Source organism: Streptomyces spinoverrucosus (assembly GCF_006539505.1).
GTDB classification, from domain to species: domain Bacteria; phylum Actinomycetota; class Actinomycetes; order Streptomycetales; family Streptomycetaceae; genus Streptomyces; species Streptomyces spinoverrucosus.
The window spans coordinates 74,424-98,984 of sequence record NZ_BJND01000005.1; the positions used below are offsets into that span (position 1 = coordinate 74,424).

Sequence of the window (24,561 nt, forward strand, 5' to 3'; positions counted from 1 at the left end):
CGTGATTACCTCGACTCTTTGCGTCTCCAGCCTCGTGGACAGCGCGGGTCGACGTCGGGATCCTGCTCAAGCAGAATGAAGTTGAAGACCGACAGCGAGAGAGCGGCGAGCCCCGCGATCGTGTTCGTCCATGAATGGGCGACATCAAATCGCTTTCGAGGACGCTCGCGCGACGGAGGACGAGTGCCGGCTTCGTCAGACACCATGAACTCATGGTGTCCGAGGCTAGGCGACCATTGCTAGCAGTGGTGCGCTGGATGGGTTAGGCCATCAGGAATGTCTTGAAGAGACGTCATGCCGTTCCCCAGACGTCTCGTAATTGTGCGGCTTAATCTGAAGCAGAATGCCATTAAAGGTGACCTGGGCAGTCAGCCCCATCACCGTGTCGGGACGACAGGATGTGAACCTGCGACCCCTTGACCCCCAGTTGCGGAGCCCCCGAGCGGCGTGCGAGGCAGCCCGCGACGCGTCCTGCTGAGGCGCTCCGGACACCTGCTCCGGCGTAGCCACCGCCCCGACCGGCGGTGCTCCTCCGGTCGCCAATACATAAGGACTGCAAGGGGATTGACGTAGAAAACGCTTACCACCTACGGTCCCCTCCGGATTCGCGAACAGCTTTCGGCATACCGAACAGCGAAGGAGTCGAGGCCGGATGGGGACACGGAGAAGACCCGGATGGGTGTCGCTTGCCGCGGCGACCACCCTCGCGCTGACGGCGGGTGTGATCGCCGCCCCCGCCGCCCACACCGCGGACGATCCCGTGGAGGTCGTGGTCAACGGGGACGACGTCCGCGCCGACAACGTGAACGGCTTGACCTACAAGGGCCTCGGAGTGCTCAGCTGCAACAGCACGAGCAACCTGCTGATGGACTACAAGGCGGAGCATCCCGCCCGGTACTGGCAGCTCATCAGGACCCTGTTCGGCGGAAAGAACCCGCTGATCAACCACGTCAAGATCGAGATGGGTTCGGACACGAACACGTCGACCGGTTCCGATCCGGCGACCATGCGCACGGCGGACGAACTCGCCGACGCCTCCCGTTCTCCCGGTTTCCAGCTGGCCGCCGACGCCAAGACGGTCAACCCGAGGCTCAAGGTCTCGATTCTCCGCTGGGTGATGCCCCAGTGGGTCCAGACCGAGTGGAACAAGGGCACCGGCACCGACGAGATGTACAAGTGGTACAAGGAGACGATCCTCGACGCCTACGAGAAGTACGGCTATATGGTCGACTACGTCAATCCGGACACCAACGAGACGCGCAACCCCGACATCTCCTTCGTCAAGTGGTACAAGAACGCGCTGGTGAACGACACGGACTTCGCCGACCCACGCTACGGACTGACGCCTCGTCAGCAGAAGGCGGCCGCGAAGGCGTACCACGACATCAGGATCACCGCCTCGGACGAGAACACCACGAAGAACATCGGCCCCGCCCTGCTCACGGACGCCGAACTCTTCGGCATGGTCGACGCGGTGGGCTACCACTACACCACCGACGACCGGCTGGACGGCACTCCCGACAGTGCCACGTACCGGCCGTACACGAAGCTGGCGACGGGTGACAACGTGTACGGCCAGGACAAGGAGGTCTGGTACAGCGAGGGCGTCGGCTCCTTCGGCTGGACGGACTACCGGGTCAACAACACCGAGGGCCCAGGCGGCGCGAGCACCGGCATCGGTGGCGTGCAGAGCGCCCTCGACCTCGCCAACCGCTCCGTGAAGAGCTACGCCAACTCCAAGCGGACGCACTACATCTTCCAGCCGGCGCTCGGGTCCTTCTACGAGGGCGCTCAGTACAGCCACAAGGAGCTGGTCAGCGCCCGCGACCCGTGGTCGGGGCAGCTCCACTACGACGCCGCGGTGTATGTGATGCAGCACTTCACCCAGTTCGCGAAGACCGGCTGGGAGAACGACACCAACACGGCCGGCATCTGGCGCACCGTGCCCGAGGCGAGCTACAGCGGCGTGAGCGGCACCGAGAACGTCGACGGCTCGAACGGCGCACCCAGTTACATGACCCTCGCCGACCCGGCCAAGAAGGACTTCTCCACCATCGCCGTCAACGACAGCGACCAGTCCAAGACCTACCGGATCAAGGCCGAGAACATGAACCTGGGCGGCGATCCCACCATGGAGGTCTGGGAGACCCGCGCGGCGGACGCCGGACAGGCCTACGACGCCAACTTCAAGCACCTCGCAGCCCAGATCCGCCCCGACGGCGACGGTTACTACGTCTACACGGTCAAGCCGCGCTCGATCGTCACCTTCACCACGCTCGACAGGAGCCACGACAAGGCGACGCGGCAGCGCCTGCCCGAGTCCGGGAACCGTACGGTGCTGGACACCGACGCGTCCGGCAAGAAGCACAACACCCGCGACAAGATCCTGTACGCCGACGACTTCGGGTACGAGGAGGAGGGCAAAGTCCGGGTCGGCACGGGCAATGGCACGCGCAAGGTGTCCCTGCCCTACCTGGCCTCGCGCGGCAACCAGCCCCGCTACATGGTCGACCAGACCGGCGCCTGGGAAGTCGGCAAGGACGCGAGCGGCGACAACGTGCTGTACCAGTACATGGACCAATCCATGAAGGAGACCGGCGCCTGGAACCGCAACACCCCGAACACGACGGTCGGCGACTTCCGCTGGGAGAACTACAAGGCCACGGTCGATGTCTCGTTCCCGGACCCGGACGGCGGACTCGCCGCCCTCGGCGTCCGCCAGCAGAAGGGCATGGCGATCAGCGACGCCGCCTACAACGTGCGCATCGGCCCGAACGGCGCATGGACCTTCTACGAGTACGGCAAGGCCGTCAGCGCTGGAACGGTCGCAGCGTCCGACACCTACCGCCTCGCCATCGAGGCGAAGGGCGCGACGATCACGACGTACATCGACGGTGAAGCCGTCTCCACGTACCAGGACCCGACTCCGCAGACCGAAGGCCGCGTCAAGCTCGGCAGCGACTTCCACAAGGTCGCGTTCGACAACCTGAAGGTCGAGAAGATCGACGGGTACACGCCCTACGCGAGCGCGCAACTCGACAGCATGGACAGCTCGATCGCCTACGAGGGCACCTGGAGCAGGAGGGCCTCACTCGGCGACGCGATGGACTGGTACCGCTCGACGTCGACGAGCACGACCGCCGGCGCCTCCTTCACCGTCCCCTTCACCGGCACCGGCATCGACGTCATCGGCGGCAACGACGGCAGCGCCGTTCTCGACGTCTACATCGACGGCAAGTTGATGGTGAAGGACGCGAAGACGGCCACCACCGACAAGCGTCTCGCGACGTACGCGCTGCGTGGCCTGCCCGAGGGCAAGCACACGGCCAGGTTCGTGCTCAAATCAGGCAAGATCGTTCTCGACGCGTTCAACGCCATCTCCGGTGACGTGGACGGTACCGTCGACACGACGCCGATCCGCACCGCCCTCGACGAGATCGGAAGTCCGGCACGGGACGACTACACGCCCGACTCCTGGGCCCTGTTCGCCCCCGCATTCTCGGCCGCCAAGGCCGCGGTGTCCGGGCAGAAGGGACTCGACACCATCGGCGTCGAGCAGATCACCGACAGACTCGACAAGGCGTACGACGGGCTGGTGCGCAAGGCCGGTAGCGCGCGGTAACCGGCCACGGCGACAGGTGGGGGCCGCGCCGCCCCCACCTGGTCCGCCAAAGCAAGTGCCGGTCCCGCAAGCGCGGCTCTGGTGGGCAGGCTGCCCCGGTGCACGAGGAACGGTGGCCGCGCAACCAGACCTGGGCGGACCTGAGACCGACAGGGCTCACATTCGACCCGGGCGCCGCGCGCGGGGTCGTCGCGATCCCCGCCCCCGACGAGGACAGCGCGATCACACGGGGCTTCCGTTACGGGGACGCCGTGCCCCCTGCCCTCGCCGATCCGTTCGGTACCACGTCTCGGCAACGGCGTCATGGGCTCGACGATTCGGGCGGAACCCGTAGGAACACGCCTCGACTTCTGAGGTCCAGGGAATGCTGGGAGTCGTCCGTGCTGTTGGGCCTGATTGCGCAGTTCACGCAGGGACAGGCGCCGACCGTCGGCCGTGGTGACATGCCAGAAGGCCATGCCAGTGCATCAGCGTGTCCCACACACCACTTTTCCCGCCTCGTCCGCACTGCTGAAGGGATCGCCACTTCGCGCTCAAGTTCCTCAAGGGAGCGGTCACGGTTCACGAGTCGAGTCACCAACCGATCGTCCCATGTCAGATCTCAAACGCGGTCTATGAGGACTCTGGCTACGTCGTCCTTGACGAGCTCGGCCACCCGTTCAAGACAGACAAGCTTCGGCGTGAGGCGCAGAAGCTGATGGAGGCAGCAGGCGTATGTCGAGTCCGTCTCCACGACGCACGGCATGCTTGCCTGTCCTGGATGGCCAACAACGGCGTCCCCGACACGGTCGTCTCGAGTGTCTGAAGGCCGGCTCGGAGAAGCTGAGCGAGCTGCTCGGAAGAGGACGTGAGCAAGCTCGCCGGTCACCGGTAGTCGTCTCGGTGGGCGCACCTGGTGGATAGCTCGTAGGTTGGAGATGAAAGCGGTCGCGCTCGTAGAGATCGGCAGGGCACGCGCGTGACGACAGCGGAGATCGATTTCGAGGAGCTGTTCGACGCCGCGCCGAACCCGTATCTGGTGCTGGACGCCGACCTGGTGATCCGCTATGCCAATCGGGCATACCTCCAGGTCACCGGCGGGACCCGCGAAGAACTGGTTGGGCAACACATCTTGGCCGCGTTCCCGGACACTCCTGCCGCGCCAGCCGCGGCGCGTGACTTCGGCGCCTCACTCCAGCGCGTGCTGGAGTCCCGTGAGCCCGATGTGGTGGCACCGAAGCGATTCGACATTCCCGTTGCCGACTGCTCAGGTGAACTCGAGGAGCGGTGGTGGTGCGGGATGGCCAGCCCTGTCCTGGGGCCGGATGGCACGGTGAAGTGGATCATTGCGCGGGCCGACGATGTCACCGAGTTCATGCATTCTCCCGCCATTCGTGAGCTCACTCCGCCGCTGAGCACGCAGGCAACAGGAATCGCCGCCCTGGTGTATGCCCGGTCGCACGATCTGGAGCAACTGAACGAGCAGCTACGTCAAGCGCATGCCCGCGAACGTGAAATCGCCGTCGCCTTGCAGGAGGTCATGCTCCGCTCGCCCGACTTGGACCGGCATCGGGACATCGCTGTGCGCTATTTGCCTGCCTTTGGGTCACTCAACGTGTGCGGCGACTGGTACGACGTCGTCGATCTGCCGCCCGACCGCTGCTCCATCGCCGTCGGGGACGTTGTCGGCCACGGCCTTGAGGCCGCCGCCATTATGGGCATGCTGCGCAGTGCTCTGAGCGCAGCCATTCGGGCCGTTCCAAGCCCCGCGCAGGCCTTGGAGGTACTGGGTCTGTATGCCAGGGCGGTCGATGGCGCGCTGGGTACCACCGTGGTCAAGGTGCTTATCGACCCGCGTAGCCGACTGATCATCTACAGCAACGCCGGTCACCCTCCGCCGGTGTTGGTTCGTCCAGACGGCAGTTGGCAGCTGCTGGACCTGGCCACCGACCCGCCGTTGGGCGCCCGTCCCGAGCATGTTCCGCGCCCTCAGGCCGGACTGTCCTATACCCCGGGGGACACCCTCGTGCTTTACACTGACGGGCTCATTGAACGGCGCGGCGAAGACATCGACATGGGGCTGGCCCGGCTGACCGATGCCCTTGCCCAGTACGGCACCCTCCCAGTGGAAGAACTCGCCGACGGACTGCTGGTCCACCTAGGCGTCGCCGGCGGCAGCCAGGACGACATCGCCCTCGTCGTCGTCCGTCTGTGACCGTGAGAAATTGTGAGACACGCGCTCAGAAATGATCAAGGGCCTCGTCTCACATCATGTGATCCAAGGCCCTGACCTGCGACTACGTAGTCCTGTAGTAGTCGGGACGACAGGATTTGAACCTGCGACCCCTTGACCCCCAGTCAAGTGCGCTACCAAGCTGCGCCACGTCCCGGTGCGGGCTGACCTGGGGTTTCCCCCGGGCGAACGCGCATGGAAACAATACCGCACTCGGGTCGGTGGTCGCGCACCGGTTTGTGGCCGTACCTGGGCCAGCGACACTTGACCTCAAGTTTGATTGAGGTTGAATGATCGTCTGCATGACGATCACCGAGCAACACGAGCGCACGTACGGATACGCCGACCTGCCGCGCCTGATGGCGCTCATGACCGGCGACGAGAAGCACAGCCCCGCGGCGACATCCACGCTCGACGTGCTGTGGGTGCTCCACGACCGGGTGCTGCGGATCGGCCCGGAGCGGCTGGAGGATCCCGAGCGGGACCGGTTCCTGCTGTCCAAGGGGCACGGTCCGATGGCGTACTACGCCGTCCTGGCCGCCAAGGGCTTCGTGCCCGTGGACTGGCTGCCGGGCTTCGGCGCCTACGACTCGCCGCTCGGCCACCACCCCGACCGAATGCTGGTGCCGGGCGTGGAGATCGGCAGCGGTTCGCTGGGGCACGGGCTGCCGATCGGCGTCGGTACGGCGCTGGGGCTGCGCGCCCAGGGGCTGCACGAGCCGCGGGTGTGGGTGCTGATCGGGGACGCCGAGCTGGACGAGGGCAGCAATCACGAGGCCATCGCCTTCGCCGGGCCCGCCGGGCTGGAGCGGCTGCACACCGTCGTCATCGACAACGCATCCGCCAGCCATGCCCGGCCCGGTGGCATCGCCGCCCGGTTCGAGGCGGCGGGCTGGTCCACCGTGACGGTCGACGGCCGCGATCACGAGGCCCTGTACGCCGCCTTCACCGCGCCGCATCCGGGCCGCCCGCACGCGGTCGTCGCCCAGGTCGAACCCAAGTCCGAGTGACATCCAATCCGAGTGGCAACCAAGCCCGAGTGCCATCCAAGTCTGAAGCAAGGAAACCCACCGTCATGGACACCATGCGTGACCGCTTCGCCCCCGTCGCCCTGCGGCTGCTCGACGAGGATCCCCGCGTCGCCGTCGTCCTCGCCGAGATCGGCGCGGCCGGCTTCGTCGAGGCCCGGCGCCGCCATCCCGACCGGGTGATCAATGTCGGCATCCGCGAGCAGCTCCTGATCGGGGCGGCTTCGGGGCTGGCGCTGACCGGCATGCGGCCCATCGTGCACACCTTCGCCAGCTTCCTGGTGGAGCGGCCCTTCGAGCAGGTCAAGCTCGACCTCGGACACCAGGGCGTGGGCGCGGTGCTGGTGAGCGCCGCCGCGTCCTTCGACTGGCCGGCGGGCGGTTACACGCACATGGCTCCCGGCGACGTGGCGCTGCTCGACACTCTCGACGGCTGGACCGTGCACGTGCCCGGCCACCCGGATGAAGCCGAGACGCTGCTGCGGCACGCGGTGGCCGCGGGCGACGACAAGGTGTACGTCCGGCTGTCCGTGCAGTCGAACGCCCAGGCCCTCCCCGTCGACGGAGCGCGCTTCCACACCGTCCGCGAGGGGCGCTCCGGCGTGGTCGTCGCTGTGGGGCCCATGCTCGACGCGGTGCTCGACGCCACGACCGGCCTCGACGTCACCGTGCTGTACGCGGCGACCGTACGGCCCTTCGACGCGGCCGCCCTGCGCCGGGCCACGGCGACGGCCGGTGCGGACATCGTCCTCGTCGAGCCCTACCTGGCGGGCACCTCGACGGCCGTCGCGAACGACGCCCTCGCCGACGTACCCCACCGGGTGCTGGGGCTGGGTGTGGGGCGCCGTGAGCTGCGCCGGTACGGCACGGTCGAGGAGCACGTCGCCGCGCACGGGCTCGACGCGCGGTCGCTGCGGGAGCGGATCTCGGGGTTCATGACGGGGACACGGATGCCGGTGCGCGCGTGAGGTGGGTGTCGACGCGCACCAGATCACGTATCGCGGGCACTGCGAGCAGGGCGATCACGACGACGAAGCTCATCGCGCCGGAGACGAGGAGCACACGGTCCGCTCCGAGGGCTGCGGCGGCGGGGCCCGCGAGGGCCTGGCCGACCGGCAGCATCGCGAGGGAGCCGGCCACGTCGTAGGCGTGGATGCGGTTGAGGACGCCGGGCTCGACCTGGGTCTGCACGCTGGTCGCCCACATGACACCCCAGAACGACATCCCGGCCCCGGCCACGGCCGCCCCGGCCGCCATCGCCGGCACATCGAGGCCGAGCCCGACGGTCGCCGGGAACCCGGCGAAGCCGAACAGGGCGATCGCCCCGGCCCGCAGCATCCGGCGCGGGCGCAGCCGCAGGGCGAGGAGTCCGCCGACGACGGTGCCGGCGCCGAGGGCGGAGTTGATCAGGCCGTAGGCGCGCGGGCCGTGTTCCTGGACCACCTCCGTCGCCACCAGCGGCACGGTCGGGCCGAAGACGGCGATCATGTACAGGCACCAGACGGCGATGACTCCCCACAGCCAGGTGCGTGCCCTGAACTCTCGCCAGCCCTCGACCAGGTCGGCCTTGAAGGCGCTCGCCCCACGTCCGGCGGCACGGCTGCCCGGGGCCGCCGGCGGCAGCCGGAGCAGCAGCAGACACAGGGCGCTGACTGCGTAGGTGGCGGCGTGCGCCGCGAAGACGCCGCCCGCCGACGCGAGGCCGACCAGCATGCCCGCGACCGCGGGACCCGCCAGCTGGGCCGCGGACTCCGCGATGCGTATGGCGCCGTTGGCGCCCTGGATGTCGGACGCCAGCCGGGGCACCATGCTGGCGACGCCGGGCTGGAACACGGCGCTCGCGACGCCGTTGACGACGCCGATCGCGCAGATCTCCCACAGGACGACGCGGTCCGCGAAGAACAGGACGGCTGTGAGCGCCTGCGTGACCAGCCGGACCAGGTCGGCCCAGATCATCAGCTTGCGGGTGCTGAACCGGTCGGCGACGACCCCGCCGAAGACCACCAGCCCGGCGAACGCACCGGCCGTCGCCGCCATGGCGAGGCCGACCGCCCCGGCGCCGTACCCATGCTGGAGCAGGCCGGCGGCGAGAGCCACCGGGAGCATGGTGTCGCCGAGCCGGGCCACTGCCCGTCCGACGAAGAACAATCCGAAGTCCCGCGACCAGACCGCCCGCGCGCGCCGTCCGGGTCCCGTGGTGCCCCCGCTCTCCCTGCCCGCCGCACGCGCCGCGGCAACGTTGTCCGACGTCCCGCCCATCCCCCAGCGCTCCCCTCCCCCACGATCATGCAAAGGCCCACCGGCCCCCGTCCCGGCAGCCACGGCCCCACCGGTTCGGATCATGCCACCCCCCACTGACAACCCCGGAGCGAATTTCACCCCCCGGTAGGCAGCCCCAACTCCGGATGCGCCTCCAGCAATCGGGGCGGCGCGGCCTGCCGCCACGAGTCGGCGAGGATGTCCCGCAGCTCGTCCTCGTCCTCCAGCGCGGCCAGCCGCGCCCGCACCCACGCGAACTGCGCCTCGTGATCGGCCACCCAGAACTTCTCCGGCTCGGCCAGGACCAGTTCGTCGCGCTCCTCCTTGGGGCAGCGCACGGCGATGGAGGTCTCGTCCTCCGGCAGCGTGGCGAACATCTTGCCCGCGACCCGGAAGGTGGGCATGCTCCAGGCGATCTTCTCCGTCGTGTCCGGCAGGGACAGGGCGATTCGGCGTACGTCTTCGGCATCCGGCATGAGACGCAAGGTAGCGCCTCCCACTGACAGTCAGCCGTCCCGCTGACAGTCCCGTCCCACTGACAGTCCCGTCCCACTGACAGTCACCCCCCTGCCAGTCCCCCCACGACAGCCGCCACCCCGACCTGCTTGTAGTAGATGGTCGTCGGCCGCAGCACCCCCGCCGGGCTCGCCGCGTAGTCGGGTATCGCGCCGAGCCGGGTCCAGCCCGCCGTCCGGTACAGGTGCTCGGCCGGACTGTCGGTCTCGGTGTCCAGATGCAGGAGCGTGACACCGGCCGCGACGGCCGCCCGCTCGGCGGTGTCCAGGAGCAGCCGCCCCAGGCCCCGCCCGCGCGCCTCGCGGTGCACCATCAGCTTCACCAGTTCCGCCCGGTGCCGACTGTTGGGCTTGTCGGGAAAGGCCAGGCTCACGGTGCCGACCAGCCGCGCCCCCTCGTACGCCGCCCAGACGGCCAGCTCACCGGCGGCCACCCCGGCAACCCGCCCCTGCCACCACGCCAGGGCCTCGGCACGATCGAGCGGCGCGAGGAAGCCCACCGACGCCCCGCCGTCGACCGTGTCGACCAGCAGCTCGGCCAACTCCCCCGCACGGTCCAGCACTTGACCGGCGTCCAGCGCTACCACGGTCACGGCAACACCACCGCCAGCACGTACCGCACATCCTCGTCACCGGCGCACCGGAACCGCGTCGTCCCCCACACCCGCAACCGCAGACAGTCCCCGGCGTCGAGCCGGTGCTCGACGTCCTGCACGGTCACCGCGAGGGCCCCCTCCAGCACCCAGATGTGCTGCTCCAGACCGGGCACCGTCGGCCGGTCGTACGCGATGTCCGCGCCCACCGTGAGCCGCCCCTCGACGAGTTCGCCGCGCATCCCGGTGTGCGGCGGCGACACGGACCGTCGTACGAATCCGGAGGCCCGGTCCTCCCACACCGGCTGGTCGGCCGCCCGTACCAACAGCGCGGACTCCCCCTCCACCTCGCTCAGCAGCTGGGACATCGTGCGCCCGAACACGGCGCACAGCCGGTTCAGCAGCGAGGCCGTGGGACTGATCTCCGCCCGCTCCGCACGGGACAGCGTCGACCGGCTCACCCCGCTGCGCTCCGCCAACTCCCCCAGGGACCAGCCGCGTTCGGCCCGCAGTTCGGCCAGCCGCGCGCCGAGCCGGGCGTCGACGTCGTGCGAGGCGTCGGGTTCTTCGTGTCTCATATTCGGGATGCTATCCCGAATATGAGACGGCAGGGTTACGGAAGGCTCACGCCTGTGCCGCCTCCTCCAGCGCCCCCAGCACCGGCTGGATCAGCGGATGCCCCTCCGCGCCCCGGCGCACGGCGGCGAAGACCCGGCGCGTGGGCGCCACCCCGTCCACGGGCCGTACGACGACACCCGTGAGGTCCATCCCGCGCAGCGCGGAGCGCGGTACGAGGGCGACTCCCGCGTCCGCCGAAGCCAGGGCCACGACCGCCCGGAAGTCGTCCGAGGAGTGTTCGAGGCGGGGCTGGAACCCGGCGCTCTCGCAGGCCAGCACCACCACGTCATGGCAGGGATTGCCGGGGTACGGTCCGATCCACGGATCCTTGGCCAGCTCCGCCAGCGGCACCTCGCCCACCTCCGCCAGCCGGTGACGGACGGGCACCACCGCGTCGAACGGCTCGGCGTACAGCGGAACATGCGCCAGCCGCGGATCGTCGGCGGGCGGAGCCCCGCGGTACTCGACGGCGACCGCGACATCGACCTGCCGGTCAAGGACCATCGGCAGACTGGCGTCCCCCTCGGCGTCCCGGACGCGGATGCGGATACCGGGGGCGGTCTGTGCGAGGCGGGCGACGGCCGGTGCGACGACCTGGGCGATGCCGGTCGCGAAGGACGCGACGGTGACCGTGCCGGCGGCGCCCGAGCTGTACGCGGCGAGCTCCGCCTCCGCCCGCTCCAGCTGGGCCAGGACGGCGTTGGTGTGGCTGAGCAGGATCTCGCCGGCCGGGGTGAGCCGTACGCCCTTGGCGCCGCGCTCCACCAGCCGGTGCCCCGTCTCCTGCTCCAGGGCCGTGAGCTGCTGGGACACGGCGGAGGGCGTGAGATACAGCGCGGCGGCAGCCGCCGTCACGGTGCGGTGGTCGGCCACCGCACGGAGGATGTGGAGCCGCCGCGCTTCGATCACGGGATCGATTCTCTCAGGTCAGCCCGCCAGCTCCGCCCGCGCCGCCACGAACGCGTCCACCGCGCGGTTGACGTCCTTCGTCGAGTGCGCCGCGGACAGCTGGACCCTGATCCGCGCCTGCCCCTGCGGCACGACCGGGTACGAGAAGCCGATCACGTACACGCCCCGCTCCAGCAGCAGCTCCGCCATCCGGCCGGCCCGCGCCGCGTCGCCGATCATCACCGGCGCGATCGCGTGGTCGCCGGGCAGGATGTCGAAGCCCTCCTCCGTCATCCGGCGCCGGAACAGCGCGGTGTTCTCGGCGAGCCGCTCGCGCAGGTCGCCGGCCGACTCCAGCAGGTCGAGCACCTTCAGCGAGGCGGCTGCGATCACCGGGGCGAGGGTGTTCGAGAAGAGGTACGGCCGGGAGCGCTGCCGCAGCAGCGCGACGATCTCGGCGCGGGCGGCGACGTAACCGCCCGACGCGCCGCCGAGCGCCTTGCCCAGCGTGCCGGTGATGATGTCGACCCGGTCCATCACACCGTGCAGTTCGGGCGTGCCGCGGCCGCCGGGGCCGACGAAGCCGACGGCGTGCGAGTCGTCGACCATGACCATGGCGTCGTACCGGTCGGCGAGGTCGCAGATCTCGCGCAGGGGCGCCACATAACCGTCCATGGAGAAGACGCCGTCGGTGACGATCAGCCGCCGCCTCGCCGACTGCGCCTCCTTCAACTGCTGCTCCAGGTCCGCCAGATCACGGTTGGCGTACCGGAAGCGGCGGGCCTTGGACAGCCGGATGCCGTCGATGATCGAGGCGTGGTTCAGGGCGTCCGAGATCACCGCGTCCTCCGCGCCCAGCAGCGTTTCGAACACCCCGCCGTTGGCGTCGAAGCAGGAGGAGTACAGGATCGTGTCCTCCTGCCCGAGGAACGCCGACAGCCGCGCCTCCAGCTCCTTGTGCACCTCCTGGGTGCCGCAGATGAAGCGGACGGAGGCCATGCCGTAGCCCCAGCGGTCCAGGGCCTCATGGGCGGCGGCGATCACCTCGGGGTGGTCGGCGAGGCCGAGGTAGTTGTTGGCGCAGAAGTTGAGCACCTCGCCGGGGCGGCCGCCCGCCGAGACGTTCACGGTCGCGGACTGCGGGGTGTCGATGACGCGTTCGGGCTTGTGCAGACCGGCGGCGCGGATCTCGTCGAGGGTGGCGCGCAGGTCGTCGCGCACGGAGTCGAACATGAAGAAGCTCCTATGAATGCAGATGACTTACGCGGTCCAGTCGAGGATGACCTTGCCGCCGCGGCCGCTCGCCGCGTCGGCGAACGCCGTCTCGAAGTCGCGGTAGCCGTACCGGCCGGTGATCACGGGCGCGAGGTCGAGGCCGCCCTCCAGCAGCACCGACATGGCGTACCAGGTCTCGAACATCTCCCGGCCGTAGATGCCCTTGAGGGTGATCATCGAGGTGACGATCCGGGCCCAGTCGACCGGGAACTCCTGCGCGGGCAGGCCGAGCATCGCGATCCGCCCGCCGTGCGTCATGTTCGCGATCATGTCCTGGAGCGCCTCCGCACGGCCGGACATCTCCAGGCCTACGTCGAAGCCCTCCCGCAGACCGAGGGCCCGCTGCCCGTCCGAGATCCGTGCGTCGCGCACATTGAGGGCGAGGCTGACACCCACCTTGCGGGCGAGGTCGAGCCGCTCCTCACTGACGTCCGTGATGACGACGTTGCGAGCGCCCGCGTGCCGGGCCACCGCCGCCGCCATCAGCCCGATCGGGCCGGCGCCGGTGATCAGCACGTCCTCGCCGACGAGCGGGAACGACAGGGCGGTGTGCACGGCGTTGCCGAACGGGTCGAAGATGGCCGCCACATCGAGGTCCACCGGCACGCGGTGCACCCACACGTTGGTCGCGAGCAGTACGACGTACTCCGCGAAGGCCCCGTCCCGACCGACCCCGAGTCCGACCGTGGCCCGGCACAAGTGACGCCGCCCGGCCAGGCAATTGCGGCACTTGCCGCACACCAGGTGGCCCTCGCCGCTCACCCGGTCGCCGAGGTTGATGTCCGTGACATCGCGGCCGGTGTCGACGACCTCGCCGACGAACTCGTGCCCGAGGACCAGCGGGGTGCGGATCGCCTGCTGCGCCCAGCCGTCCCAGGCGTGGATGTGCAGGTCGGTGCCGCAGATGCCGGTGCGCAGCACCTTGATCAGTACGTCGCCGGGTCCGACCTCGGGCTCCGGGACGTCCATGAGCCGGAGCCCGGGCTCCGCCTTGTCCTTGACCAGCGCCTTCAACGCTACGGCTCCTGACGGTGAGGTCCCGTCCGCGGGCATGCCGAAGAAGCCCCCGGACGGGGAGAGAAGTGGAATCGCACAGCAATCTGCCGTACGCCGCCGCCCTGGTCCATCGAGGATTTCTTAACCGCCGCCGCAGCTTTCCTTCACGCCCCCGGCCTGGCGTTCACCGTGGTCAGAGCGGGAGTCCGCCGGTCTCGGGGGCTTCGAGCCGTACGACGAGATCCGCGGCCGTCGCCTTGATGGTCTCCAGACCGGAGCGCCCCCAGGGCCGGGGTGAGACATCGGCGACGCAGACGGTGCCGAGCACCATGCCCGTGGTGTCGATCAGCGGCGCGCCGAGGTAGGAGTGGATGCCGTACTCGTCGACGACCGGGTTGCCCGCGAAGCGCGGATAGTCGCGGACGTCCTCCAGCACCAGCGCCTTGCGCCGGACCACCACATGGGGGCAGAACCCGTGGTCGCGGGGCATGAAGCGGCCCATCACCGGCCGGGTCCCGTCCTGTTTGACGACGAGTCCGACGTCGGGCGCGTGCAGGCCGGCGAAGAACTGGCCGCTGACGTGGAGGAAGTTGACCATGGCGTACGGCGCACCGGTCAGCGACGCCAGATGGCTCGCGAAGGCGTCGAGGGCGGGCTCCGGACGCTCCCCCAGGCCCAGTAGCCGCAGCCGCCGCGTTCGCTCGGGCGCCTCCTTGTCCTCGGGGGTGAGCAGCAGCCGACCGGCCGGGCGCGGCGGGTCGTACCTCATGGCCGGGTCCCGTCGCTGTGGGCGTACGTCATATGCGGCTCCGTTGCGGTGTGTGCGGGTGTCACATGTGGGCGCCGTGGCTCGGCGTGGGGGTGACGGGTGCGTGGGCGATGAGATGGCGTACGAGGGTGAGCAGGGTCTGGACGCCGGAGGCGGAGATCCGGGCGTCGCAGCACACGACGGGGATCTCCGGGTCGAGGTCGATGGCGGCGCGCACCTCCTCGGGGTCGTAGCGGTGGCCGCCGTCGAACTCGTTGACGGCGACGATGAATCCGAGGCCGCGCTCCTCGAAGAAGTCGACGGCCGCGAAGCAGTCCTCCAGGCGCCGGGTGTCGGCGAGGATCACCGCGCCGAGGGCGCCCTCGCACAACTCGTCCCACATGAACCAGAAGCGCTCCTGTCCCGGCGTGCCGAAGAGGTACAGGACGTGGTCCGCGTCGAGGGTGATGCGGCCGAAGTCCATGGCCACCGTCGTCTCGACCTTGTTCTCGATCCCGTCGAGGTTGTCGGTGGCGGCGCTGACCGTGGTGAGCAACTCCTCCGTGCTGAGCGGCGCGATCTCGCTGACGGCACCGACAAAGGTCGTCTTGCCGACCCCGAACCCGCCCGCGACCAGGATCTTGAGCGCGGTGGGGAACGGGTCGGCGCCGTCGTCGTAGTCGGAGTCGTAGTCGTGGTCAGAGCTGTCGTCGTAGTCCATCGAGCACTGCCTCCAGAAGGGCCCGGTCCGTGGGGTTGTGGTGGAACTCCGGGGGTTTGGTGGTGAGCGCCCCGCAGTCGACGAGGTCCGACAGCAGCACCTTGGTGACCACCGCCGGCAACTTGAGGTGGGCGGCGACCTCGGCGACCGAGACGGGTGCCCGGCACAGGTCGAGTGCCTGGGCGTGTTCGGGGCCGAGGTAGCCGAGGGGGGTGGCCCCGGTAACCCTCACCTGCGAGATGAGGTCGAGCGCGACGGTGGGGCGGGTGCGGCCGTTGCTCACCGTGAACGGGCGCACCAGCCGTCCGGCCGCGTCGTCGAGCCAGGGCCCGTCGCCGGCCGCCGTCACGCTCAAGGCCTCATCGCCGTGGGTTCGACGGACTGCTGCCGGGGAGCGGTCACCAGGTAGGGGCGGACGCTCTTGACCAGCATCGCCATCTCGTAGCCGAGCACCGCGGCGTCGGCCTCGCGGCCGGCCAGCACGGCGAGGCAGGTGCCGGAGCCCGCGGTGGTGACGAACAGCAGGGTCGAGTCGAGTTCGACGACGACCTGACGGACCTCACCGCCGTCGCCGAACCGGACCCCGGCGCTGCGGCCGAGGGAGTACAGCCCGGAGGCCAGGGCGGCCATGTGGTCGGCGCTGTCGGGGTCGAGGCCGTGCACCGACTTCACGAGCCCGTCGCTGGAGAGGAGCACCGCGCTCGTGGTGTGCGGTACGCGCTGCACGAGGCCGCTCATCAGCCAGTCGAGATCGGATACATGGCCGGTGGGGGCATCGGTCGCCATGGTGGATCGACTCCTTGGGATACGAAGGTCTGCGGGCGCGCCCGTGGGTGCGCCGACGGTCATTGCGGTGGGGGTGGCGACGGCGGAGGCAGCTGCGGTGGTCATCCGGCTGGCCCGCTCCCGTCGTGCCGGGCGGGGTGGTCAGGGGTCATACGGGCGGCCTCCATGTGCGGGGGCGCGTCCGCGTGCGTTGGCTCCATGTGCCGCCCATCCATGGGTGAGGGCACGCCTGTATGCGTCCCGTCCATGGGCGGGGTGGCCCCCGTGCGCGGCCCGTCCATGTGCCGTCCGCCCGTGTGTCGTACGTCCATGTGCGGTACGGCTATGGGGAGTTGCGTCGGCATGGAGGTCACGTCTGTGGGGCGGGCGTCCGGTGGGGAGGTCGGGGGCGTCTGGAGGCGCTCCATGTGGGGGGGCTCCAGGTGCGGACGCTCGATGTGCGGGCGCTCCACATGCGAGGGCTCCAGGTGCGGACGCTCGATGTGCGGCGGCTCCCTGTGCGGAGGCTCCATGTGCGGCGGCTCCTGGTGCCCGGCCCCCGAGTGGCCGGACGCCGACTGGCCGGACGCCGAATTGACGGACCGCGCCTGCTGCTGGGCCTCGGCGAGGCCGATGCCGCGCTGGAACGCCGCCATCAGGCCGGGGTCGTGGCCGACGAGGTGCTCGGCGTCCTGGCGGGGTGCGGGGCCACCGCGCAGTTGGGGAGCGATGTGCTGCTGGGCGCGGCGCCGGGGCAGTTGGGGCTTGCCCATGGTGCCGCGGACGGTGCCGGTAGGCGGCGTCGGCGGAGCGCCGGTGTGGTCCTCGACGACCGGACGGCCTTCGGACCGGACGCCTGGAACGGCCCCGACCGAGTTGGGCCGCCCCTCGTGGTTGCCGCGGACCGGCAGGGGCGAGGGCCCGGTGCCGGTGGGCGCCGGTGGCATAACGGCGTCGGGTGCGGTGCCGGTGGGCGCCGGTGGCGTAACGGCGTCGGGCGCGGGCCGGTGGTGCTGTGGGGGCGGGGCGGGGCGGGCGGCGTCGGGCTGGTTGCCGAGCAGCGCCTGCGGCACGACGAGGACGGCCTGGACACCGCCGTAGATGTTGGTCTGCAGACGGACGGTGATGCCGTGTCGCCGGGCGAGTTGGGACACGACGAACAGCCCGATGCGGCCGTCCGCGAGCAGCCGGGCGACATTGACCTGGTCGGGGTCGGTGAGCAGGGCGTTCATCTTGTTCTGCTCGGCGACGGGCAGACCGAGGCCGCGGTCCTCGACCTCGACGGCGAGGCCGGAGGTGACGAGGTTGGCGCGCAGCAGCACCTGGGTGTGCGGGGAGGAGAACACCGTGGCGTTCTCGACGAGTTCGGCCAGCAGATGGATCACGTCGGCGACGGCGTGGCCGCGCAGGGTGCCGTCGATCGGCGGCACCAGGCGGACGCGCGAGTACTGCTCGACCTCGGCGATGGCCGAGCGCAGCACCTCGGTCATGGAGACCGGGTTGCTCCACTGGCGGCGGGAGACGGCGCCGCCGAGCACGGCGAGGTTCTCGGCGTGGCGGCGGATGCGGGTGGCGAGGTGGTCGACGTGGAAGAGGCCCTTGAGCAGGTCGGGGTCCTCGATCTCGTTCTCCATCTCGTCGAGGATCGCGATCTCGCGGTGCACCAGCGACTGAAGGCGCCGGGCGAGGTTGACGAAGACTTCCAGCTTCTGTTCGCTGCCGGCCTGGCTGGAGAGCTGGGCGGCCTGCACGACGGCGGTGACGGCGCCGTCGTGCGCCCGGGCCAGGTCGGCGGCGAGCAGCTCGAAGTCGTCGGCGTCCTCGGGTGGACCGCCGCGCGGCTTGCGCGGTGGCGGTACCTCGCCGCGGCGCAACGCCTCGACGAGGGCGCGGAGATCGGCCTCGCGGCGGGCGCTGCTGCGGCGCAGCGCGCCGACCCGTTCGTGCACGCCCTGGGCGGTCCGGCCGGCGGCGACCACGGCGATCCCGATGCCGACGAGCGTCACGCAGACCGCGCCGGCGAGTACGGCCCACAGGGTGAGGCTGGTGCGGGCGCCGGTGGAGCGGACGGTGAACAGCACGGCCGCGCAGGCGCTGAGGGCGACCGCGACCGGGGGCAGTACGGCGAGACGCAGCAGCTGGGGCCGTATGTGGGCCTCGGGCAGCGAGGGAGCGGTGTGAGCGACCGGCCGTCCGTGCCGTCCGCCCTCGCGGCGGTCTGCGCGTGCGGCCGGTGCGCGGAGGTGTGACATCGGGCGTCCTCGTACTGGTCCATCGGTCGGAGGCCGGGGCGGGCCCGGTCTGTGCGACTCGGGCATGCGGCGGCGCGTGCCGGTCGACGCCGAAGAAATCGGCCCTGCGTCGCCCGACGGACACTCACAGTAGTCGCCAACGCAACATGTGCGGTGGGCAGTTGACAAACTCCCACGGGGAGCGTCCCGCTCTGGTATGAGGCCTCGTACGACAGACCGATAAGCGCGTCGGGACGATGACGCAGACGTCGTAAGAGATCGATCCGACCTGCTCAGAACCAGTCACACGTGGGCAACCGCCCGGGCGGCGACGGCGCGCGGACGGGTAGAGCAGCCCGCTACCGGTCGCCCGCGAGATCGACGCCGCCCTGGGTGGCGGGGAATCCGCCACCTTCACCGACGCGGCGCCGAGGCGGAACGGTCACTGCTGGAAGCGGTGGCCGGGGAGTTCGGTGCCCATCTGCTCCCCCGGTGATCCCGCGCGTTTTCGCGCCCGCACCGAGCTGGTCGCCGGACGGGCACCGGATCCACCACACGTTCATCCCGGTCGGTGCATGCTGGCTGAACATGCAGGAAGGCTGGTGGCGGATCTTCCGCAAGACCGCCCCCGGCCGGACGGTCCTTCGCCAACCCCGACGACATTGCCCAGGCCACAGCGGTGGCCACCCGGCAGCTCAACGCCCGGGCCAGGCCCTGGATCTGGGGTCCTCCGGCCCTGCCCCACCCGCCAACTACGACGCCGGTATGTGTACACCCTTTGAGGAATCCAGCACTGGTCTAGAGGCGGAGCAGGCGTTGAGTGATCTCCCGGTACTGCCTCAGCGCGAGGTGGAGTTCGGTGGACTGGGTTTCGGGTTCCTGGTCCTGCCAGCCGGCGCGGAGGGTACGCCGCTGTTCGGCGAGGGCCTTCATGAGCTGGGCGGTGGTCTCGTCGAAGGCGCCTTCGGCTTCCTCCAGTGACTCACGCGGAGTGTCGGGGAACGTGTTGACGGCCTGTCCGAGGCGTCGGACGATCTTGTCCCGCTCGTCCGACGGGAACAGCGGTGCCGGGCCGGGGGCGCTGCGTCCCGCGACGCCGCGGGGCTCGTCGGCGGGCTGTTGAGCGCGTGTCTGGTCGTACATCATCAAGTGCCGCTTTCCTGTGCGTCGTGGCGGATTTCCGGAGCGGCGTGGCTCTGAGCCGTGCCGCCAGTCAATGTCCGGCGTCGGCCCGTGTCAACGCATTGCCGCTTGCGAAGCAGACGCGGTTGTTACACAGCCGGGAGTACGGTGGAGAGAACGAGGCCCTTTCGTATGCCGGAACTCCGGCTGGCTCCGGACCGTCCACTCGTGTTCCAGCCCTCGTGCTCCAGTGGGTCCACCAGACCACATTCCTTCTACAGCGCGCCACCGTCTACAGCACGACACCGTCCTATGGGCAGCCCCTGACTCCGGCCGCGCCATCCGCATCAAGGCCGAGGAGTCCCGTATGCCGCTCATCCCGACCCCCTCCACGACGGTCGCACCGTCGGACCCCGCCCCGCCGCCCCAGGGCTACGACGGCACGTCCCCCTTCCCGCCGGACGGCCCGGCGCCCGCGCGCGACGGCGGTGAGCGGCTGTACGTCACGGTGACGGCTGTGATCGTCGTCCTGCCGTTCGTGGCGCTCGGCCTGGTCGGCTGGCTGCTGTGGGGCAGCCTCGTCCATCCCGCCGACATCGTCCTCGCGCTCGTCCTCTACACGATCACGGGGCTCGGCGTCACGGTCGGCTTCCACCGCGGCCTCACCCACGGCGGCTACCGGGCCGTCCGCCCCGTGCGGATCGCGCTCGCGGTGGCCGGTTCGATGAGTTTCCAGGGCGACGTCATCGGCTGGGTCGCCACCCACCGCCGCCACCACGCCTTCACCGACCGGCCCGGCGACCCGCACTCGCCGTACCGCTACGGCACGCATCTGCGCGGCCAGTTGCGCGGGCTGCTGCACGCGCACGTCGGCTGGCTGTTCCGCAACGACCGCACACCCGCCGACCGGTACGCTCCCGACCTGCTGGCCGACCGCGACATCCGGGCCGTCGCCCGCGCTTTCCCGGCGCTGTGCGTCCTCACGCTTGCCCTGCCGTTCGGGGCGGGGTGGCTCATCGGCGGGACCTGGGTGCACGCGCTGACCGCCCTGCTGTGGGCGGGACTTGTCCGCATCGCCCTGCTCCACCACGTCACGTGGAGCGTGAACTCCCTCTGCCACATGATCGGTGAGCGTCCGTTCCGCACCCGGCGCCACGACCGGGCAACCAATCTGTGGCCCCTCGCCCTGCTGTCGTTCGGCGAGAGCTGGCACAACCTCCACCACGCCGACCCCACCAGCGCCCGCCACGGCGTCGACCGCGGCCAGCTCGATCCGTCGGCCGCCGTCATCCGCCTCCTCGAACGCCTCGGCTGGGTGCACGACGTGCGCTGGCCGAGCGCGGCCCGCGTCGCCGCCCGCCGCGCCTGACACCGACCATCCACCTCCGTACGGCAGTTGGCAGGAGCCTCCATGACCACCGCACTGCAACCCGCGCTTCCCTCCCATCCCCTCCTGCGTCTGCGTCTGGCTCCTCACGGCGGTATGCCCCGGCCCATCGACGGAGCGTGGTGGCCCCGTTCGTACGACCTGCTCGCCGAACTCCCCCGGCTGCTCGCCGGGTTGCCGCGCGCGTGGGGCCACGTCACCAGCGTCACGGTCAACGGGGCGGCATGGTCCGCGGTGCCCGGCCGGATGCTCGTCTCCAACCAGGTCGTACGACTGCACAGGACCCTCACGGCATCCGCAGCGCAGACCATCCTCCTGCTAGCGCCCGGCCAGGGGCGCTGGGACCTGCTGGTCGTGCCGCCGGATACGACCGAGGAGGCCGCGGAACCGCTCATGGCGGCTGCGGCGGACGGTCAGGCCTGAAGGGTGCTGCGCCTCGAACCGGTGAACCAGGCGTGTCGCGGCAACGACCAGGATCAGCAGGGCACTGACGGCCAGGGCGGTGACCACGGCGGTCACATCCCCACGGCGCGCTGCTGATCCGGGTCATGTGACGAGACAGCATCGCCGCTCCCGTCCTTCCCGGCCTCCGGGCTTCCGTGGTTGGCCCGTTCCGCCGTCATGAGTGCGGTCGCAGTCATCGGCGGGCCGGTGTCCGCACTCGCGGCGGTCATCAGCCGAGCAGCCGACGGGGCGCCGGTCTCCGGGCGGATCACCAGGAGGTCCCGGCGGCCCGCCGTGCAGGACAGCAAAAGGATCTAGTGCGGATCAAGCTCCGAGGTGAACCAACCGACCTTCACTACATGGTCGTTGACGAAGATCCTGGGTGGGAGGATCGGCCAGTGGAGAGCTCGCTCTCCAGGTCACGTGAACGAGGCCACCAGGCGCCGTCCAGCTCGGCACGCCCGTCGGCAGGGCTTTGGGATTTCAGCGCGAGGCGCACGGCGGGGGCCCTAGGGAACGGCCCGTAGCGGGAATGAGAGGTGGTCGGGGGCATCACGCAAACCTGTCTCCGGACTGCTGCGAGCGCAGCCGCCCGGTGTCGTCGCTCACCGGGAACGACACCGGCATCGGGGCCGGTGTGCCAAGTGCTCCCGATGAGTTCACGCTACTCCCCGAAGGGGCCGGGCGGACCGTTCCCGGACGCCGTCTCACTTCCGTCGGCGGTTGTCCTGCGCGGACCGCTGGTCTCCAGCCAGGACCGTGCGGGTTCTGCCGCGCGGGTGGTGTCCACGATGAGGTCGAGGCGGGTCCCGCCATCGGAGCCCGCGGGATAGCTGCGCTGCTCGGTGGTGGCGAAGCAACGACGGAGAACCTCCGCGACCCGACGGGCGACCTCGGGCGAGGCGGCGACGATATGTACCTCGGCGTGCCCGTCCGAGGGTGCTTCCGTGGACTGCATGGCGACCTCGGAGTTCGATGTCCCCGTAAGAGACGGGTCGGATCACTCACTCTACTGCGGCGCGCACCGCACACACCGCGGATGACCGGCGGGCTTCCCGGCCGCCGCGGCCCGCGGAGTACCGTGAAACCAGGAAGCCACTCGGTTTCCTCATTCCCGGCAGGTAGGCGAGTGCGATGTCCGACCCAGGCTCCCCGCGGCTGACCAGGCTCCTGCCGGACGCCGTGAACCAGGCCGTGCGGCCCGGGACGGCTGTCGTACGGCTGGAGACGACACATGACCGGCAGGGCGTGCTCGACGGGGCGTGGTGGCCTCGCTCCCGCGACATCGCCGCCGAGCTCCCCCAACTGATCACCGCACTGACCGAGTACCTCGGGCCCATCACGCGAGTCGGCCTGGACGCCGACGCCTGGGAAAGGCTGCCGATGCGGATGACCATCGATGACCGTCTCGTCCACATCGACTCCTTCCCGGTCGGCGACGACACGGTCCTCGTCACGCGGGGCGAGCAGGATCTCTTCTCCCTCCTCGTGGTCCCACCGCACGCGACGCCCGACGCCGCGCGCGCCGCGATGGCCGAGGCCGTCCGCGCCGGCAGCGTAAGGCACGCCGAACAGATCCTCATCGACACCGGCAGCGAGCGAGCGGACTCTTGCACCATGGAAGGCCTGCAGGCCCGCGGTGAGTAGCCCAGGGTGGTGTCGAAGTCGCCTGAGATGATCCGCGTGGCGAGGTCCGACCGGCGCAGTTGACGGGTGTGCATGGTTGTCTTAGGGACGGCGGTTTCAGGCAGGGACGCATGGCGTTGTTTTTCCGTTGGCTGTACGGTCCGTTCGGCCTGCCCGGGGAGTACGCTGAAACTACCGAGGATATTTCGCGCACCGGCTTCCATGCCCGTGTCGTTTTCGGCGATCGAATATGCCGGGCCGGTTGCGGCCGGCCCGGGGCAGGGTCCGCGTCATGACTGCGACCATCTCCTCCTCGCCGACACTCGAAGCCGATGAACGGTCCTCTTCGTCCTCGCTTCGTCTCGCACTGGTTCCCGTCGGTTCCGCACCGGCTCTGCTGGACGGCGCATGGTGGCCCCGCTGCCGCGATCTCGGGGTGGAACTCCCCTCCCTGACCGCCGTACTGGACCCGTTGTGGGGGCGGATCACCCGAATCACGGTGAATCCCACCCACTGGCCGGTCGTCCCGCGCAAAGTGCCTGTCGCCGGCCACGTGGTGAAGGTGGGCTGGTTCCTGCCCGAGCAGGACCCGCACGAACTGCTGCTGCTCTCGTACCACGTGGGCCGCTGGAACCTCCTGGTGGTCCCGCCGCAGACCACTCCTGTATCGGCCGCGTGGCTCATGGCCGCCGCGAGCGACCCACTGGGCACGTCGACCGCGAGCCGGCTGATGGAGGAGGCGGCGCGCCTGCGGACGGTGTATGAGGCCGACCGGGCCGTGGAGGCGGTCTGGGATTCCGAAGGAGGACATGAGGCCCGCGATCCGGCCGCACGTCCACGGATCTCAACCGTGACCGCCACTGTGCCGCAGCAGCCGATGGGGAAGGTGAGGACCGTGGACACGTTCATGACCGTGGTCGTGATCCTGGCGATGATTGCTCTTGGGGTGCTCCTCATCCACCTGCTCAACTCGCAGCACAGCGACCGCATCGCCGCCTTCCACTACGGCCGCTCCGGGATGCCCGTCGCGGGACCGGCCTCGCCGGTTCCGCGGAAGGCCCGCGGCCGGGCGGGGGCGAGCGGCACCGGCGGCCGCCGCGACCATCGCGACGCGGACGCGGGCGGCTCCGCCCCGGCGCCGCACCCGTAAGGCAGCCGGGTGGACCCCATTGCTCCGACAGGCTCTCCCACCCGTCATCGAAGGGGCCGAACCGACAGCACAGCCCGCAGCCCGGCACCCGGCCGCAGCACCGCACAGGACAGGCCGGGATCTTCCCGTGCCGTGTGCCCCAATCGCTCGGGGACGGCATCGAGTCAAGGATGCCGCTGAGCCGTCCGCCCGCAGCTGAACGCCGAACCGTCGGCTGACCTGCGCCCCACCCCGGCCCGGTCCGCCGACCAGGCTTTCACCAGTGCCCTCCGGGCCTCGGACGGCACCCCTCCAGGGCACGATGCCCGCCGGGCGCAGACCTTCCGGTCGATCCCGTGGTGCATCCCCGGACGACTGATCC

General features: G+C 70.1%; 23 protein-coding genes, 1 tRNA gene and 1 pseudogene. 9 read left to right on the forward strand and 16 right to left on the reverse strand.

Going from position 1 to position 24,561, the window contains the following annotated elements:
* The first annotated feature begins 679 nt into the window (after positions 1-679).
* The 3 genes from SSP24_RS03275 (at position 680) to SSP24_RS03285 (ending at position 5,816) form a co-directional block, all read left to right on the forward strand.
* Positions 680-3,622, forward strand: a complete 2,943-nt coding sequence (locus SSP24_RS03275; protein WP_229864779.1) for a GH59 galactosidase — start codon at positions 680-682, stop codon at positions 3,620-3,622.
* Positions 3,623-4,220: 598 nt separating this feature from the next.
* Positions 4,221-4,427 (forward strand): tyrosine-type recombinase/integrase, encoded by a 207-nt coding sequence (locus SSP24_RS03280; protein WP_229864836.1) that lies wholly within the window; start codon positions 4,221-4,223, stop codon positions 4,425-4,427.
* Positions 4,428-4,580: 153 nt separating this feature from the next.
* On the forward strand, positions 4,581-5,816 hold the full coding sequence (locus SSP24_RS03285; protein ID WP_141307216.1) for a PP2C family protein-serine/threonine phosphatase: 1,236 nt from the start codon (positions 4,581-4,583) through the stop codon (positions 5,814-5,816).
* Positions 5,817-5,917: 101 nt separating this feature from the next.
* On the opposite strand, the gene SSP24_RS03290 is transcribed toward SSP24_RS03285, so the two are convergent.
* Positions 5,918-5,991 (reverse strand) — tRNA-Pro (locus tag SSP24_RS03290).
* 145 nt (positions 5,992-6,136) lie between these two features.
* Here SSP24_RS03290 and SSP24_RS03295 point away from each other — a divergent pair.
* Both SSP24_RS03295 and SSP24_RS03300 read left to right on the forward strand, forming a co-directional pair.
* Positions 6,137-6,844 (forward strand): thiamine pyrophosphate-binding protein, encoded by a 708-nt coding sequence (locus SSP24_RS03295; RefSeq protein ID WP_141307217.1) that lies wholly within the window; start codon positions 6,137-6,139, stop codon positions 6,842-6,844.
* A 65-nt stretch (positions 6,845-6,909) separates the two neighbouring features.
* Complete coding sequence (locus SSP24_RS03300) at positions 6,910-7,830, forward strand: transketolase family protein (protein WP_141307218.1); 921 nt, start codon at positions 6,910-6,912, stop codon at positions 7,828-7,830.
* Here SSP24_RS03300 and SSP24_RS03305 read toward each other — a convergent pair.
* The 13 genes from SSP24_RS03305 to SSP24_RS03370 all read right to left on the reverse strand — a co-directional run bounded on the left by SSP24_RS03305 (position 7,796) and on the right by SSP24_RS03370 (position 19,617).
* Positions 7,796-9,121, reverse strand: a complete 1,326-nt coding sequence (locus SSP24_RS03305; RefSeq protein ID WP_141307219.1) for an MFS transporter — start codon at positions 9,119-9,121, stop codon at positions 7,796-7,798. The genes SSP24_RS03300 and SSP24_RS03305 overlap by 35 nt on opposite strands.
* A gap of 116 nt (positions 9,122-9,237) precedes the next feature.
* Positions 9,238-9,597 (reverse strand): MmcQ/YjbR family DNA-binding protein, encoded by a 360-nt coding sequence (locus SSP24_RS03310; protein ID WP_167529498.1) that lies wholly within the window; start codon positions 9,595-9,597, stop codon positions 9,238-9,240.
* Between the two features lie 83 nt (positions 9,598-9,680).
* Positions 9,681-10,229, reverse strand: coding sequence for a GNAT family N-acetyltransferase (locus SSP24_RS03315; protein ID WP_141307221.1), 549 nt, complete (start codon positions 10,227-10,229; stop codon positions 9,681-9,683).
* On the reverse strand, positions 10,226-10,807 hold the full coding sequence (locus tag SSP24_RS03320) for a helix-turn-helix domain-containing protein (protein WP_141307222.1): 582 nt from the start codon (positions 10,805-10,807) through the stop codon (positions 10,226-10,228). The genes SSP24_RS03315 and SSP24_RS03320 overlap by 4 nt, the downstream gene beginning before the upstream one ends.
* A 46-nt stretch (positions 10,808-10,853) precedes the next feature.
* The gene (locus SSP24_RS03325; RefSeq protein ID WP_141307223.1) at positions 10,854-11,756 is read right to left on the reverse strand and encodes a LysR family transcriptional regulator; all 903 of its coding nucleotides are present in this window, start codon (positions 11,754-11,756) and stop codon (positions 10,854-10,856) included.
* Between the two features lie 18 nt (positions 11,757-11,774).
* Positions 11,775-12,968 carry a glycine C-acetyltransferase gene (locus tag SSP24_RS03330; protein WP_141307224.1) on the reverse strand — a complete coding sequence of 398 codons (1,194 nt, stop codon included), beginning with the start codon at positions 12,966-12,968 and terminating at the stop codon, positions 11,775-11,777.
* 27 nt (positions 12,969-12,995) lie between these two features.
* Positions 12,996-14,024, reverse strand: coding sequence for an L-threonine 3-dehydrogenase (tdh, locus tag SSP24_RS03335; protein WP_141307225.1), 1,029 nt, complete (start codon positions 14,022-14,024; stop codon positions 12,996-12,998).
* A gap of 175 nt (positions 14,025-14,199) precedes the next feature.
* Complete coding sequence (locus SSP24_RS03340; RefSeq protein WP_141307226.1) at positions 14,200-14,775, reverse strand: GAF domain-containing protein; 576 nt, start codon at positions 14,773-14,775, stop codon at positions 14,200-14,202.
* Between the two features lie 61 nt (positions 14,776-14,836).
* Entirely contained in the window at positions 14,837-15,475 is a 639-nt protein-coding gene (locus SSP24_RS03345; RefSeq protein ID WP_141307227.1) for a GTP-binding protein, read from the reverse strand.
* A complete protein-coding gene (locus tag SSP24_RS03350) occupies positions 15,453-15,824 on the reverse strand; it encodes a DUF742 domain-containing protein (protein WP_141307373.1) in 372 nt (123 codons plus the stop codon). Before SSP24_RS03350 ends, SSP24_RS03345 begins: the two co-directional genes overlap by 23 nt.
* Positions 15,825-15,826: 2 nt before the next feature.
* Positions 15,827-16,261 carry a roadblock/LC7 domain-containing protein gene (locus SSP24_RS03355; protein ID WP_141307228.1) on the reverse strand — a complete coding sequence of 145 codons (435 nt, stop codon included), beginning with the start codon at positions 16,259-16,261 and terminating at the stop codon, positions 15,827-15,829.
* 101 nt (positions 16,262-16,362) lie between these two features.
* A complete protein-coding gene (locus tag SSP24_RS03360) occupies positions 16,363-18,492 on the reverse strand; it encodes an ATP-binding protein (RefSeq protein ID WP_141307229.1) in 2,130 nt (709 codons plus the stop codon).
* Between the two features lie 777 nt (positions 18,493-19,269).
* Entirely contained in the window at positions 19,270-19,617 is a 348-nt protein-coding gene (locus SSP24_RS03370) for a hypothetical protein (RefSeq protein WP_141307230.1), read from the reverse strand.
* 343 nt (positions 19,618-19,960) lie between these two features.
* Here SSP24_RS03370 and SSP24_RS03375 point away from each other — a divergent pair, with 343 nt between their 5' ends.
* Positions 19,961-20,962: an acyl-CoA desaturase gene (locus tag SSP24_RS03375; protein ID WP_141307231.1), complete on the forward strand. Its 1,002-nt coding sequence runs from the start codon at positions 19,961-19,963 to the stop codon at positions 20,960-20,962.
* Positions 20,963-21,004: 42 nt separating this feature from the next.
* On the forward strand, positions 21,005-21,403 hold the full coding sequence (locus SSP24_RS03380; protein WP_141307232.1) for a DUF5994 family protein: 399 nt from the start codon (positions 21,005-21,007) through the stop codon (positions 21,401-21,403).
* A 376-nt stretch (positions 21,404-21,779) separates the two neighbouring features.
* Here the strand turns inward: SSP24_RS03380 and SSP24_RS45240 are convergent, their stop codons facing one another.
* Both SSP24_RS45240 and SSP24_RS03390 read right to left on the reverse strand, forming a co-directional pair.
* Entirely contained in the window at positions 21,780-21,977 is a 198-nt protein-coding gene (locus tag SSP24_RS45240) for a DUF5994 family protein (RefSeq protein ID WP_373306644.1), read from the reverse strand.
* A 111-nt stretch (positions 21,978-22,088) separates the two neighbouring features.
* Positions 22,089-22,382 carry a hypothetical protein gene (locus SSP24_RS03390; RefSeq protein ID WP_141307233.1) on the reverse strand — a complete coding sequence of 98 codons (294 nt, stop codon included), beginning with the start codon at positions 22,380-22,382 and terminating at the stop codon, positions 22,089-22,091.
* Between the two features lie 176 nt (positions 22,383-22,558).
* Between SSP24_RS03390 and SSP24_RS03395 the strand changes: the two genes are divergently transcribed.
* Both SSP24_RS03395 and SSP24_RS03400 read left to right on the forward strand, forming a co-directional pair.
* Entirely contained in the window at positions 22,559-23,071 is a 513-nt protein-coding gene (locus SSP24_RS03395) for a DUF5994 family protein (RefSeq protein ID WP_141307234.1), read from the forward strand.
* A 271-nt stretch (positions 23,072-23,342) separates the two neighbouring features.
* A pseudogene (locus tag SSP24_RS03400) lies at positions 23,343-23,927 on the forward strand (DUF5994 family protein); the annotation flags it as partial.
* Positions 23,928-24,561 lie beyond the last annotated feature (634 nt).

Excerpts from the sequence above, each read along its gene's own strand:
- SSP24_RS03295 (WP_141307217.1), top strand. The coding sequence starts at position 6,137 with ATGACGATCACCGAGCAACACGAGCGCACGTACGGATACGCCGACCTG.
- SSP24_RS03300 (WP_141307218.1), top strand. The coding sequence starts at position 6,910 with ATGGACACCATGCGTGACCGCTTCGCCCCCGTCGCCCTGCGGCTGCTC.
- SSP24_RS03305 (WP_141307219.1), bottom strand. The coding sequence starts at position 9,121 with ATGGGCGGGACGTCGGACAACGTTGCCGCGGCGCGTGCGGCGGGCAGG.
- SSP24_RS03310 (WP_167529498.1), bottom strand. The coding sequence starts at position 9,597 with ATGCCGGATGCCGAAGACGTACGCCGAATCGCCCTGTCCCTGCCGGAC.
- SSP24_RS03320 (WP_141307222.1), bottom strand. The coding sequence starts at position 10,807 with ATGAGACACGAAGAACCCGACGCCTCGCACGACGTCGACGCCCGGCTC.
- SSP24_RS03330 (WP_141307224.1), bottom strand. The coding sequence starts at position 12,968 with ATGTTCGACTCCGTGCGCGACGACCTGCGCGCCACCCTCGACGAGATC.
- SSP24_RS03340 (WP_141307226.1), bottom strand. The coding sequence starts at position 14,775 with ATGAGGTACGACCCGCCGCGCCCGGCCGGTCGGCTGCTGCTCACCCCC.
- SSP24_RS03345 (WP_141307227.1), bottom strand. The coding sequence starts at position 15,475 with ATGGACTACGACGACAGCTCTGACCACGACTACGACTCCGACTACGAC.
- SSP24_RS03355 (WP_141307228.1), bottom strand. The coding sequence starts at position 16,261 with ATGGCGACCGATGCCCCCACCGGCCATGTATCCGATCTCGACTGGCTG.
- SSP24_RS03360 (WP_141307229.1), bottom strand. The coding sequence starts at position 18,492 with ATGTCACACCTCCGCGCACCGGCCGCACGCGCAGACCGCCGCGAGGGC.
- SSP24_RS03370 (WP_141307230.1), bottom strand. The coding sequence starts at position 19,617 with ATGATGTACGACCAGACACGCGCTCAACAGCCCGCCGACGAGCCCCGC.
- SSP24_RS03375 (WP_141307231.1), top strand. The coding sequence starts at position 19,961 with ATGCCGCTCATCCCGACCCCCTCCACGACGGTCGCACCGTCGGACCCC.
- SSP24_RS03380 (WP_141307232.1), top strand. The coding sequence starts at position 21,005 with ATGACCACCGCACTGCAACCCGCGCTTCCCTCCCATCCCCTCCTGCGT.
- SSP24_RS45240 (WP_373306644.1), bottom strand. The coding sequence starts at position 21,977 with ATGCCCCCGACCACCTCTCATTCCCGCTACGGGCCGTTCCCTAGGGCC.
- SSP24_RS03390 (WP_141307233.1), bottom strand. The coding sequence starts at position 22,382 with ATGCAGTCCACGGAAGCACCCTCGGACGGGCACGCCGAGGTACATATC.
- SSP24_RS03395 (WP_141307234.1), top strand. The coding sequence starts at position 22,559 with ATGTCCGACCCAGGCTCCCCGCGGCTGACCAGGCTCCTGCCGGACGCC.